Genomic DNA, 13,461 nt, shown 5'->3' with positions numbered 1-13,461 from the left:
CCTTAGTTCACCCACGCCCGAGCGTTGCGGAACATGCGCATCCACGCCGCGTCTTCGTTCCAGTCATCCGGACGCCAGGAGTTCTGCACGGCACGGAAGACCCGCTCAGGGTGCGGCATCATGATGGTGACGCGACCGTCGCGGCTGGTCAGGCCGGTGATCCCGCGCGGCGAGCCGTTCGGGTTGGCCGGGTAGCTCTCGGTGACCTTGCCGTGGTTGTCGACGAAGCGCAGGGCCACGCAACCGGACAGGTCAGCTTCGAGCAGGGCTTCTTCGCTGGCGAACTCGGCATGGCCTTCACCGTGGGCGATGGCGATCGGCATGCGCGAACCGGCCATGCCCTGCAGGAAGATCGAGTTCGACTTCTGCACCTCGACCATGGCCACACGGGCCTCGAACTGCTCGGAACGGTTACGCACGAAGTGCGGCCAGAACTCGCTGCCCGGAATCAGTTCGTGCAGGTTGGACATCATCTGGCAACCGTTGCACACACCCAGGGTGAAGCTGTCGGTACGCTCGAAGAAGCCCTGGAACGCATCACGGGCACGGGCGTTGAACAGCGCCGACTTGGCCCAGCCCTCACCGGCGCCGAGCACGTCACCGTAGGAGAAGCCGCCACAGGCCACCAGGCCCTTGAAGTCGTTGAGGTCAACGCGACCGGCAAGGATATCGCTCATGTGCACGTCGATGGCGTTGAAGCCGGCACGGTCGAAGGCTGCCGCCATTTCGACCTGGCCGTTGACGCCCTGCTCGCGCAGCACTGCCACCTGCGGGCGCACGCCCTTCTTGATGTAGGGCGCGGCGATGTCCTGGTTGACGTCGAAGCCGAGCTTGACGCTCAGGCCAGGATTGTCTTCTTCCAGCAGCACGTCGAACTCTTGGTCGGCGCAGTCGGCGTTGTCGCGCAGACGCTGGATCTGGTAGCTGGTCTCGGCCCACTGGCGTTGCAGCAGGCGACGGTCGCCCTTGAACAGCTCTTCACCGGCCAGCTTGATCAGCACTTCGCCGTTGTTGATCGGCTGGCCGATCACCGCGACGCAGTCTTCGCCAAGGCCAGCAGCGCTGAACTGGGCCAGCACGTCCGGGGTGGCGTCCTGACGCACCTGGATCACCGCACCCAGCTCTTCGTTGAAGAGGATGGCGGCGATTTTCTCGCGCTTGCTGGTCAGGGTGTCCAGTTCCAGGTCCAGGCCGCAGTGGCCGGCGAAGGCCATTTCCAGCGCGGTGGTCAGCAGGCCGCCGTCGGAACGGTCGTGGTAGGCCAGCAGGTGACCGTCGGCGTTCAGGCCCTGGATCACGGCGAAGAAGGCCTTGAGGTCTTCGGCATCGTCGACGTCTGGCGCTACGGCGGCCAGCTTGCCGTGGGTCTGGGCCAGGATCGAGGCGCCCATGCGGTTCTTGCCGCGGCCCAGGTCGATCAGGATCAGGTCGGTCTCGCCCTTGTCCATGCGCAGTTGCGGGGTCAGGGTCTTGCGCACGTCGAGGACCGGGGCGAAGCCGCTGACGATCAGCGACATCGGCGAGGTGACGCTCTTCTCCGCGCCCTCTTCGCTCCACTTGGTCTTCATCGACATCGAGTCCTTGCCCACCGGAATGGTCAAGCCCAGCTCCGGGCACAGTTCCATGCCGACAGCCTTGACGGTGTCGTACAGACGGGCATCTTCACCCGGGTGGCCGGCAGCGGACATCCAGTTGGCCGACAGTTTGATGTCGGACAGCTTGCCGATGTGCGCGGCGGCCAGGTTGGTCAGGGTCTCGCCGATGGCCATGCGCCCGGACGCCGGGGCGTCGAGCAGGGCCAGCGGGGTGCGCTCGCCCATGGCCATGGCTTCGCCGGTGTAGACGTCGAAGCTGGTGGCGGTGACGGCGCAGTCGGCCACCGGTACCTGCCACGGGCCAACCATCTGGTCACGGGCAACCAGGCCGGTAATGGTGCGGTCGCCGATGGTGATCAGGAAGCTCTTGCTGGCAACGGCCGGGTGACGCAGGACGCGCTCGACCGAGTCGTTCAGTTCCAGGGTGCTTGGGTCGAAGTCATCGCCCAGCTCCGCTTCGCGGGTCACCGAACGGTGCATGCGCGGCGGCTTGCCCAGCAGCACGTCGAGCGGCATGTCCACCGGGGTGTTGCCGAAGTGGCTGTCGGTCACGGTCAGGTGCGGCTCGGCAGTGGCCTCGCCAACGACCGCGAACGGGCAGCGCTCGCGCTCGCAGATGGCCTGGAAGCGCTCGAAGTCGCCGGCGCTGACCGCCAGCACGTAACGTTCCTGGGATTCGTTGCTCCAGATCTCGTGCGGGGCCATGCCCGGCTCGTCGTTGGGCACGTTGCGCAGCTCGAAGCGGCCACCGCGGCCACCGTCGTTGACCAGTTCCGGGAAGGCGTTGGAGATACCGCCGGCGCCGACGTCATGGATGAAGGCGATCGGGTTGTTGTCACCCAGTTGCCAGCAACGGTCGATAACCTCCTGGCAACGGCGCTCCATTTCCGGGTTCTCGCGCTGCACCGAGGCGAAATCGAGGTCGGCGGAGCTGGCGCCGGTATCCACCGACGAAGCCGCGCCGCCACCCAGACCGATGAGCATGGCCGGGCCACCGAGCACGATCAGCTTGGCGCCGACGGTGATCTCGCCCTTTTGCACGTGGTCTTCGCGGATGTTGCCCAGGCCACCGGCCAACATGATCGGCTTGTGGTAACCGCGTACTTCTTCACCGTGCGGGGTGTTGATCGACTGCTCGAAAGTACGGAAGTAGCCAGTCAGGGCCGGACGACCGAATTCGTTGTTGAACGCGGCGCCGCCCAGCGGGCCTTCGACCATGATGTCGAGGGCGGTGACAATGCGGTCCGGCTTGCCGTAGGCCTGCTCCCATGGCTGTTCGAAGCCCGGGATGCGCAGGTTGGAGACGGTGAAACCGGTCAGGCCAGCCTTGGGCTTGGCACCGCGGCCGGTAGCGCCCTCGTCACGGATTTCGCCACCGGAACCTGTGGAAGCACCGGAGAACGGCGAGATGGCGGTCGGGTGGTTGTGAGTCTCGACCTTCATCAGGATGTGCACCGGCTCCTGCACCGCGCCGTACTGGCGGGTTTCAGGGTTCGGGAAGAAGCGCCCGGCCACGGAACCGACGATCACCGAAGCGTTGTCCTTGTAAGCCGACAGCACGCCTTCGTTGTGCATCTGGTAGGTGTTCTTGATCATGCCGAACAGGCTTTTTTCCTGGCTCTGGCCGTCGATGTCCCAACTGGCGTTGAAGATCTTGTGGCGGCAGTGTTCGGAGTTGGCCTGGGCGAACATCATCAGTTCGATGTCGTGCGGGTTGCGCTTGAGGCCCTGGAAGCTGGTGACCAGGTAATCGATCTCGTCTTCGGCCAGGGCCAGGCCCAGCTCGACGTTGGCTTTTTCCAGGGCGGCGCGGCCACCGCCGAGGATGTCGACGGCGGTCAGCGGCTTGGGCTGGGCGTGGCTGAACAGGCTGGCGGCCTCTTCAAGCTTGGCCAGCACCAGCTGGGTCATGCGGTCGTGGAGGATGTCGGCAACGACGGCGGCGTCGGCGTCGCTCAGCTCACCGCTGACGTAGTAGGCAATGCCCCGCTCCAGGCGCTGGATGTTTTCCAGGCCGCAGTTGTGGGCGATGTCGCTGGCCTTGCTCGACCAGGGCGAGATGGTGCCGAAACGCGGAACCACCAGGAACAAGCGCCCGCTTGGCTCCTGGACCGGTACGCTCGGGCCGTACTTGAGCAGGCGCGCGAGCACTTGCTGTTGGTCGGCACTCAGATCGCCGTCAACCTCGGCGAAATGCGTGAATTCAGCATACAAACCACTAACAGCGGGGACTTTCTGGCTCAGTTGCTCGATTAACTTACCGTGGCGAAAGGCAGAAAGGGCAGGAGCGCCGCGCAGGATCAACATCGTCGGGACAGCCTCAGGAAGGGGGTGTGCTTAGAGGCCGTGCATTCTAGCCTAATTCCAGCGCTTCCGGCACCCGAAACACAGCATTGCGACACCTGGACATGTCGGCCCGGCAAAGCGGACTCAGGGGTCAAAAAAAACCGCCTGTTTCGACCTGCATTTTGCCTTTAACGCAAAGATCGCTAGCAGACAAGCAAACCGTTGTCGAGATATGGCGCAACCGGTCCTTTGCGTATACTGCAACCTATGTTCGCCCAAACCGCTTTGCGCCAGCGGTGCGCCAGATGGCTCATCGCAACCGGACTCTTCCTGATGCTCGGTGCCTGTGTTGAAAAACCCAGCACCCTCGAGCGCGTCAAGGAGGATGGCGTGCTGCGCGTGATTACCCGCAACAGCCCGGCCACCTACTTCCAGGACCGCAACGGCGAAACCGGCTTCGAGTACGAGCTGGTCAAGCGTTTCGCCGACGATCTGGGCGTGGAGCTGAAGATCGAGACCGCCGACAACCTCGACGACCTCTTCAACCAGCTCGGCCAGCCTTCCGGCCCGGTGCTCGCGGCAGCGGGCCTGGTCAGCAGCGAGCAGCGCAAATCGCAGGTGCGCTTTTCCCACCCGTACCTGGAAGTCACCCCGCAAATCATCTACCGCAACGGCCGCCCACGGCCCACTGACGCCAAGGACCTGGTCGGCAAGAAGATCATGGTGCTCAAGGGCAGTACCCATGCCGAGCAGATGGCCGAGCTGAAAAAGCAGTATCCGGCGCTCGAATACGAAGAATCTGACGCCGTTGAAGTGGTCGACCTGCTGCGCATGGTCGACGAAGGGCAGATCGACCTGACCCTGGTCGACTCCAACGAACTGGCGATGAACCAGGTGTATTTCCCCAAGGTACGGGTGGCCTTCGACCTTGGTGACGCCCGCGACCAACGCTGGGCCGTGGCCGCAGGCGAAGACAACAGCTTGCTCAACGAGATCAACGAATTTCTCGACAAGGTGCAGAAGAATGGCACCTTGCAGCGTCTGAAAGATCGCTATTACGGGCACGTCGATGTACTGGGCTACGTAGGCGCTTATACCTTTGCCCAGCACCTGCAGCAGCGCCTGCCGCGCTACGAGAAGGCCTTCCAGGCCTCGGCCAAGAAGGAGCAGGTCGACTGGCGCCTGTTGGCTGCGATCGGCTACCAGGAATCCATGTGGCAGGCCGAGGTCACCTCCAAGACCGGTGTGCGCGGCCTGATGATGCTGACCCAGCGCACCGCCCAGGCCATGGGCGTGTCCAACCGCCTGGACCCGGTGCAGAGCATCCGCGGCGGCGCCAAATACTTCATGTATGTCAAATCCGAGCTGGATGACAGCATCAAGGAGCCGGACCGCACCTGGTTTGCCTTGGCCGCCTACAACGTCGGCAGCGGTCACCTGGACGACGCGCGCAAGCTGGCCAAGCGCGAGGGCCTGAACCCTGACAAGTGGCTGGACGTAAAGAAGATGCTGCCGCGCCTGTCGCAGAAGCAGTGGTACAGCAAGACCCGCTACGGTTATGCCCGCGGCGGCGAGCCAGTGCACTTCGTCGCCAACATCCGCCGCTACTACGACATCCTCACCTGGGTGACCCAGCCGCAGCTTGAAGGCAGCCAGGTGGCCGAGAGCAACCTGCATGTGCCGGGCGTGAACAAGACCAAGCCAACCGAGCAGACCCCGCCACTCTGAACTGTTTCGCGGGGCAAGCCCGCTCCTACAGGCTCCTGTGGGAGCGGCGGTGCGGCGACCCGACTTGCCCCGCGATCAAGGCCACCTCAGGCCTTCGCCCGCCGCGCCTTGAAGAACTCGGACAGAATCGCCCCGCACTCCTGCGCCAGCACGCCCCCCTCGAACATCACCCGGTGATTGAGAAACCCCTGGGTAAAGAACTGCCCCTGGCTTTGCACCACGCCCGCCTTGGGCTCCAGCGCGCCATACACCACCCGGCTGATCCGCGAATGGACAATCAGCCCGGCGCACATGCTGCACGGCTCCAGGGTCACATAGAGCGTACTACCCGGCAGGCGGTAGTTGCTCGCTGCCTGGGCGGCGGCACGAATGGCGACCATCTCGGCGTGGGCGCTGGGATCGCTGCCGCTGATCGGGCAGTTGAAGCCACGGCCAATCACCTGACCGTGCTGAACCACTACCGCGCCCACCGGCACTTCGCCCATGGCCGCGCCTTGCGCTGCCAACTCCAGCGCCAGGCGCATGAATTGCTGATCGCGGCTGCGATCGATGATCTGCGGCTGGCGCATCACGCCACCTCGATCGCGGCCATCAGGCCGGTTTCCATATGGTCGATCACGTGGCAGTGGAACATCCAGGTACCCGGGTTATCGGCCACCAGCGCCACCCGTGCGCGCTCGTTCTTGCCCAGCAGGTAGGTGTCGGTGTAGTACGGTTCGATCTTGCGCTTGTTCGAGCCGATCACCTTGAAACTCATGCCGTGCAGGTGAATCGGGTGTTGGTACTGGGTCATGTTCTTCAGCTCGAAGATGTAGCTCTTGCCCTTTTGCAGCGTGGCGATCGGCCGATCGGCACAGGTCTTGTCGGTGATGTCCCAGGCCTTGCCGTTGATCTGCCACAAGCTTGGCGGCTTGCCGTTCTCGGTGTTCACCGAGACCGAGCCGACCCACTCGAAATTGAAGTTGAGCTTCTCGGCATTGGCCAGGTCCGGCTCGGCAATCGGATTGGCCGGCAGCGCCGGCGGCCAGTCGCCCGGCCCTTCGCTGCTGGCCACCGAGCGCAGGGTCCCCAGGCGCACCGGACCATCGCGCAACGACAGCTCTTCACCGGCCGGCGGCATCTTGATCGCCAGGCAGATACGCATGCCCGGGCCCAGCCAGTAGTCCTTGCCCAGCGGGCGCGGGGTGATGGGATTGCCGTCCAGCGCGTAGACCTTCGCCTCGAAGTTGCCCTTGAGGTTGATGCGATAGGTCAGGGTGTTGTCGAGGTTCAGCAAGCGCACCCGCACGATTTGTCCGGCAGGCATGTCGACCACGGCGTTGGCCTGGCCATTGATGGTGATCAGCCGGCCCGCAGTGCCGCCACGGGCGGCCTCGCGCGGGATGCTGAAGGGCAGGTACGCGCCCTGCTCGTCCACGTGCCAGTTCTTCAGGCTCAGGGTGCGTTCATGCTTGAAGCCGGTAGGCTCGCGCTCCTCGACAATCAGCGGGCCGACCAGGCCGCGGCCGAGTTCCTCGGAGCTGTTCACATGCGGGTGGTACCAGTAGCTGCCGGCATCCGGCACGCGGAACTTGTAGTCGAAGTACTCGCCCGGCAACACCGGCAGCTGCGAGACGTATGGCACACCGTCCATCTCCAGCGGCAGGCGGATGCCATGCCAGTGGATGGTGGTGGCCACCGGCAGGTGATTGATGAAACGTACCCGCAACCATTCGCCCTGGCGCACCCGCAGTTCGGTACCCGGCGCCGACGGACCGAAGGCCCAGGCCTCGGTCTTGAACCCGCAGACCAGCTCGACATCCAGCGGTGCGGCGATCAGCTCGTAGTCATGCCCGGCATTCGGATCGGTGCGCCCCAGCCAGTAACGGGACGCACCACCCGCGCCCAGGCCAATCGCCACCAGGCCGCTCAGGCCACCGAGAATTTGTCGCCGGGTAAAGGACATGCAGCAGGTACCTCGTAATGCCAGGAACAACATGCCGGCACCCGGCGAAAAAAGCGCCAAGGTACCGGCGATGAAGGGCGAATACGATACACCTGCAATTGAGAAATATTAAGTGAAGAGTTGCCGCAGGGCCTACTCACCTGGCCTTATCACGCCTGGCGGGGCAGTAATGGCGTCACGAAACGCAACGGGCTGATCCTGCGTCTGCAATGCCAGGCGCAAGTCACCCTGTACGATACCGTCGGGGTTGCCCATGCTCGGCAAGTAGTATTCACCCGCATCCAGGGTAATGCCGGTCGCCTGCCCCGGCCCGGCATCGACCAGGCGCAAGCCTGGCACCCCTTGCAGTTCCGCCAGCCCTGGTACGCGCTTGTACAGGTTGCTGTGGGTGTTGCCGACCAGCGCCACCCATTTGCCTGCGCCAGGCTCCGCTTGCCTGGCGGTAATAACCCGGTTGGCATAGTAGTTCATGACTTTCTGGCGCAGCGGATTGAACGGTTGCTCAACCTCAAGGCCCTCCAACTGATAGCTCGCCACACAATCCACAGCCTGTACCCTGATACGGTTGGCCCGGGCTTTTCTTACCAGTTCAAGGAAGGTGTAGCGGCCAGTGGGATCGGTACGATGCCCGACATCCAGCCGCTCCAGATAGCGCCGCAATTGCGCACTCATGCGCCCGCTGCGATGGAACAGGTCCAGGTCTGCCTGGTGCAGATCGGTCATCAGGTGCTCGAGATAAAGCGTGCGTACGCCTTTGGCATACATCGGCGTGAGGTTTTCCAGCAGCCAACGCTTGCTGGCGATCGAGGCGTGTGATTCGCCAATGACCACGCCGGCGTGCTCGTCGAACAATTCGATGAATGCCCGCTGCGGGCTGATCGAGGCCGCTGGCGGGTGAATCCTGAACCTGGGCAGGGTTATCCGGGTGAAGAAAGTCTCGGCATCGGTGCGCAATTGCTGCCGAATCTGCTCCAGGCTATCGCGCACTTCCATCAGCGGCGACTCCGGGTCGTAGTAATCACCGCCGATTGCCCGCCGGTTCCTCGCACTGAGCAGTTCCAGCACCGCAGGCCGGGCCGGTTCGGGGACTTCATAGCGGCCTGGAACGGCCTCGAAGGGCGAATAATCCACCATCGCGACCGCCGGCTCGGGCGTCAGCCCTCCCAGGCACTGGCCGCCCCCGCGCAAACAGGCGGACTCAAGCACGATCCACTGCCCCTGCTCGTCCAGGCGCACGGGTATTACACCATTGAAGGCAAACGGATTGTCTTCAGGAACAATCAACCAGGTACGCAAGGCCTGGTCATAGCGAACCCGGTAGGGCACCCCCTTGAGCTCGATGTACTGGGCGCCATCAGCCAGGCTACTGACACCTTGCAAGGGGCCGCTCGTGGCCGCTGGCACATCGATGATCACATTGCCTTCAAGCGGGCCCAGCTCTTGCGCCGCCCCCCGCCCCAGTGGCAGCAGAAACGGCAGGTTGAGCAGCAGATCGACACCGGCAAGGATGGCCCCAAGCAAGCCCGCCCGACGCTCTTCGGGGTTGTCGCCATCGACCGCCTGCTCGATGTTCAACGCAAGGCTGGCAGTACCTACAGCGACCGCCAGCAGTGCCAACGGCCAACCGGCAGGCGCCACGGCACCGAGCAGGCGCGAAGCCACGCCCAGGTAGCCCACCCACAACTGCGCACGCAGTTCGGCATTGGTGCGCAGGGCCGCATCGGTTTCAAGTTCCATGTGCTGCCGGGCGTTGTCGCGCATCCAGGTGAAGACCTCGCCGTTGATCGGCGCACGCTGCACCTGAGCGGCAAATGCCTCTACCGAGCCTTGCGCCCAGGAGGCGAGTTGATCACGCAACCCCTGCACCTGCTGCGGAGCGCTGGAGAAATAAGCCAACAATTGCTCGCGGCTGGCGGCCACCTGCAGCCAGCCAAACAGCCATTCGAACAGTTCCCGCTGGCTACTGAAAGCCTGGAACGACGGCACCGCACCGGGCATGTAGAGCACATGCTGTGGCTGTGCCCCCGGCCCCTGCAACCACACCAGCGCCGACGACACCTGCCCGGCCAGGCTCAAGGTCGCAAGCTGAATGCCGGCAGCAGGTTGCTGCACTTGTTCAAAATGCTGCAGATGCACAGCAACGCTGCTGTCGAAGCCGACAGCGTCGAACACCAGTTGCAACTGCTGCTCGTTCAGATGCCCACCGAGGCCTGCCTGCAACGCTTGCGCCAGGTAATTGAGCTTGCTGAGCGCGCGCACGTCAGCACCGTGCTCGACCCAGAACGCCGTACGCTGGCGCTGAAACCCGGCACCAAAGTCCATCGCCCACAAGGCGTTAAGGACTTTTTGCGGATCCAGACGCACTTCATTGCTTTCATCGAAACGCCGCGCCTCTGGCCCCTCGGTGTAGAAACCGCCGTACAACTGCAGAAGGTCGGCGTTGTCCTGGTCACTGACGCGAAAGCGGCGCATGACTAACTCGGTCAAGGTCCAAGACTGATAAGGCGTTCCATAGTGCTCCCAACCGGTGTAGCTGCGGTCGTTGCTGGCGGCGTGGGAAAAACGATTCCAGTAAATCTTGTCCGGATCCCCGTGCTGGTTGGTTTGTGTGACCAGCAGTTGCATCGCCGCCAAGCGAGCGCTGGCATGCAGGTCCGGGAAGGCATTGACCACCGTTTCGGCAAGCTGGCGCAGCGATGCACGCGCCGCCTCAAGGTGCAGGTTGGATTGATCAACAGACTGCAAATGTTCCATGACATGAGTTCCTTTGCATAAGAAGCCCTCAGCCTGGGTTATACGTCGATGTCATCAGTCCTAAATAAGTATCCCTGACAGCCATCAGCTAGACAGCGAAACGGCTCAGTGCAACGCCAGAAAAATCTATTTCGTTGTATCAACAAATACCTATGACAGCAGGTACGACGCAGACCTTCTCAATGGGCATTCGTCTACAAGGAGATGCACATGCCCTATCAATTAAATGTCCATTCCAATTCGCTGGCCTCCAGCCAAGCTCAGAAGCAAGCGCTCAACACGATCGCCACCACGCTGGTGACTAAATGCCCGGACATGTGGGAAATGGCCCGCGAGGTTGCCCGAAATCTGTTGCTCAAATTCACCGGAAAGACGCCGGAACCAGACACAATCTACTGGCACCGCTTCGCTGGCGCGGTGAGCAGCATCCGAAGTTTCACCGGCTGGGAACATTACGGCCCACCGCTTGAGTCGATGACCTTGCCGCAGTTGGTCATGCGCCGTTTCAACAGCCACGACCAGGACAACAGCGATCTGCTGCAACAGAACGGTGGCTTTTATCGGGCCGGGCCACACAGCCCGGTTTTCAACGAAACCAATGAAATACGTATGCTGGGCCAGGATGTGCTCAATGAATTCTGGCAGATCGACTTCAGTACGCTGTTCAACCACAAGCTCGATGCCTTCTGGCAAGCCCATGCCGATGATTTTCGCCTGATGGCCAAGGTCAACTTTCTCGCCAAAGCGTATGAGGATTATCAAAGCGGCACTCTGTACCCGCAGCACTGCCAGGCGATCTTCAAGGCAGTGGCAGGCGACTTGCGCGCCCCGATAACCCGCAAGCAACTGGCGGTTGAAGTGCAGGCGGCGCAAGGCTGGAGCGTTCGAACATTCGACATTGGCGGCTACCTGGCCAGCGATATCGTGCGTATTGTCTCCCCTGAAGGCCATCAGTTTGTCTATATGCCCGGGGAAACAACCAGCCTGCACAGCTTCGAAACCAACAACGACCTGCACATCTGGGTACTGCAACAGGCCTGTACCGACCTGGTCAGCCTCGCCCGCTTCGAATCGCATTTTCCATTGTCGGCCCACCCGCCACGGGGCTCGGGTGTCGGCCTGAACAGCCTTATCGAACTGTTAGTAACCAGTTACGGTCATGGTGACCATTCGTTGATCAACCAGCTCGACCGGCCAATCGCCGGAGATCTGTTCAGCTACCTGCGAGACCAGGCCCGCGAACGCATGTATGCCGACGCTGATACGGCACTGCGCTCGAACACCGAACTGCGCAAACAGATGTGGATCGGGTATCTCAATGCCTTTACCAACACCTTTGGTGTCATCGGTGCGATGTGCTGGCCAGTGGCATTGGCGGTGGTAGGCGCGGACCTGGCCAGCCTGGGCCTGAACATTGATCAGGCGGTGAACGGCGACACCACGGCGCAACGCAAGGCCGGTGTCACTGGCGCCATCGTCAGCGCGGTCAGTGCCGCCTTCGACGCCACCCTGGTATTCGGTGCCAGCCCCGCCGGCGAAGTCGCGGAAATCATCGACCCACTCGAAGCCGAACGCAGCGCCAGCGCTGCAGGCACACCTCGACCGCCCTTCGCCAGTGAAACCCGTCCACTGCCGCAGGTGCTGGACCTGCCCCTGGAGCGGCCGATCGCCAACGTCATTGTCGATGGGCAACACCCACAACTGGAGGGCAAGCTGCGCGGCACGTACCTGCTCAATAGGCAGACCTACATCACCCTCAACGGTGATCCTTATGCAGTTCGCTACGTTGGTGAAATGAAAACCTGGGTGATCGTCGATGAACAGAACCCGTACGCGTTCTACCGCAGTCAACCCGTGAGGCTCAACGCCAATGGCCAGTGGGAACTGCCACCCAGGCCCGGCCTGCGAGGGGGAGGCAAGTTCTGGAGCAAACATCCCTGGGGCTCGAGCCCCGTAGCGCCAACACCCGTCGTACTGCCCCCGTCGCCCTACGAAGTACCCGTCGAATTACGCGTAAAACTGCAAAACGCCGCCAACAAGCCGGGCGACCGGTTCCTCAGCGGCTACACAGACATGGATGATCGCGAGCTCAACGCAGCGGCCGCCTCTTTCACTCGGATACGCCAGCAGTTGGCTGAGGAAAGCCGTACGTACCTTCGTAGGGTGCAGGTGCCGCCCCGTGTAGAGATCCCGTCGCTACCGACAAACAGCACGCCCAAGTCAATTATCAAGGAGGCTTTTCAGCGCGCCGAAGGGCTGGTGATTGGTGAGCGTCACAGCTCGATTGCGAGCAAGAAGTTCCTGATCGAGAACATGGAGGTGCTTGCCAAGCAAAGAGTTCGCACGCTGTACATGGAGCATTTACTGACCGACTTCCATCAGGCCGACCTGGATACTTTCATGCGCACAGGGACGATGCCCCAAGGCCTGAACAAATACCTGGAGAGCCTTGATAGCGGGTTCGGAACCGACCCGTCAGGCCAGTTCACCTTTCTCAACCTGGTCAAGACCGCGCAGCGCAACCACCTGCGTATCCAGGCAATTGACTGCATGGCCAGCTACCGTCAGACGGGCCTGGTGGATCCGAAAGACACCCTGCGCATCGAAATGATGAATCGCTATGCCACTTCAATCATCAGTGCTGTAGAACAGCAAAGCCCGGGACGCTGGATTGCACTGGTAGGCGAAACCCACGCCAATACCTTCGAGCAGGTGCCAGGGCTCAGTGAGTTGAACCAGGCCATTGGCCTGCGGGTAGCCGATGCCGAGGCAGGAACCACTGTCGGCCTGTTTGTCGATGAAGGCAGGTTTGGCGAGCTGTCCAAAAACGGGCCACCACGCTTCATCAAGAACGACCTGGTCCTGCGAATGGTGACTCCGGGCTCGTGGGCTGCCGATGTAGTGGCTACCCACGAAGCTCGCCTGCCGCGGACCGGTATGTTCCTGATCGAACGCCAGGGCGACCAAACCCTGCTGTTCCATCGCAGCATCGACCGTTCGATCGTACGCACCGTTATTCGCGTTACCGAGGACCATGTCTCAATCGACCGCCCCTCCTGGCCGCGCGTCCACAGGCGGCGCTTCAACGACCTGCGCGAACTGGCCGCGGCGCTCAAGCTCATGGGGATGACCGAGGCCTGAAAAAACAAACGC

Annotated in this window: 6 protein-coding genes; 2 read left to right on the top strand and 4 right to left on the bottom strand. The window is 62.4% G+C overall.

From position 1 onward, the window contains the following. Window positions 1–2: 2 nt before the first annotated feature. The gene (gene purL, locus BV82_RS05950) at window positions 3–3,902 is read right to left on the bottom strand and encodes a phosphoribosylformylglycinamidine synthase (protein WP_036994001.1); all 3,900 of its coding nucleotides are present in this window, start codon (window positions 3,900–3,902) and stop codon (window positions 3–5) included. Between the two features lie 246 nt (window positions 3,903–4,148). Here purL and mltF point away from each other — a divergent pair, with 246 nt between their 5' ends. Next, window positions 4,149–5,609 carry a membrane-bound lytic murein transglycosylase MltF gene (gene mltF, locus BV82_RS05945; RefSeq protein ID WP_010220558.1) on the top strand — a complete coding sequence of 487 codons (1,461 nt, stop codon included), beginning with the start codon at window positions 4,149–4,151 and terminating at the stop codon, window positions 5,607–5,609. Window positions 5,610–5,695: 86 nt separating this feature from the next. Here mltF and tadA read toward each other — a convergent pair whose 3' ends face one another. From tadA to BV82_RS05930, 3 genes are all read right to left on the bottom strand, one after another. Next, window positions 5,696–6,178: a tRNA adenosine(34) deaminase TadA gene (gene tadA, locus BV82_RS05940; protein WP_036994000.1), complete on the bottom strand. Its 483-nt coding sequence runs from the start codon at window positions 6,176–6,178 to the stop codon at window positions 5,696–5,698. Next, window positions 6,178–7,554 (bottom strand): multicopper oxidase family protein, encoded by a 1,377-nt coding sequence (locus tag BV82_RS05935; RefSeq protein WP_010220146.1) that lies wholly within the window; start codon window positions 7,552–7,554, stop codon window positions 6,178–6,180. Before BV82_RS05935 ends, tadA begins: the two co-directional genes overlap by 1 nt. Window positions 7,555–7,686: 132 nt before the next feature. Further along, a complete protein-coding gene (locus BV82_RS05930) occupies window positions 7,687–10,308 on the bottom strand; it encodes a membrane-targeted effector domain-containing toxin (protein ID WP_036993999.1) in 2,622 nt (873 codons plus the stop codon). Between the two features lie 210 nt (window positions 10,309–10,518). Between BV82_RS05930 and BV82_RS05925 the strand changes: the two genes are divergently transcribed. Next, window positions 10,519–13,449 carry a membrane-targeted effector domain-containing toxin gene (locus tag BV82_RS05925; RefSeq protein WP_036993997.1) on the top strand — a complete coding sequence of 977 codons (2,931 nt, stop codon included), beginning with the start codon at window positions 10,519–10,521 and terminating at the stop codon, window positions 13,447–13,449. Window positions 13,450–13,461: the final 12 nt, after the last annotated feature.

Source organism: Pseudomonas donghuensis (assembly GCF_000696345.2).
Lineage (GTDB): Bacteria > Pseudomonadota > Gammaproteobacteria > Pseudomonadales > Pseudomonadaceae > Aquipseudomonas > Aquipseudomonas donghuensis.
This window is presented reverse-complemented; position numbering and strand designations above follow the sequence as displayed.

Excerpts from the sequence above, each read along its gene's own strand:
- purL (WP_036994001.1), bottom strand. The coding sequence starts at position 3,902 with ATGTTGATCCTGCGCGGCGCTCCTGCCCTTTCTGCCTTTCGCCACGGT.
- BV82_RS05925 (WP_036993997.1), top strand. The coding sequence starts at position 10,519 with ATGCCCTATCAATTAAATGTCCATTCCAATTCGCTGGCCTCCAGCCAA.
- BV82_RS05930 (WP_036993999.1), bottom strand. The coding sequence starts at position 10,308 with ATGGAACATTTGCAGTCTGTTGATCAATCCAACCTGCACCTTGAGGCG.
- tadA (WP_036994000.1), bottom strand. The coding sequence starts at position 6,178 with ATGCGCCAGCCGCAGATCATCGATCGCAGCCGCGATCAGCAATTCATG.
- BV82_RS05935 (WP_010220146.1), bottom strand. The coding sequence starts at position 7,554 with ATGTCCTTTACCCGGCGACAAATTCTCGGTGGCCTGAGCGGCCTGGTG.
- mltF (WP_010220558.1), top strand. The coding sequence starts at position 4,149 with ATGTTCGCCCAAACCGCTTTGCGCCAGCGGTGCGCCAGATGGCTCATC.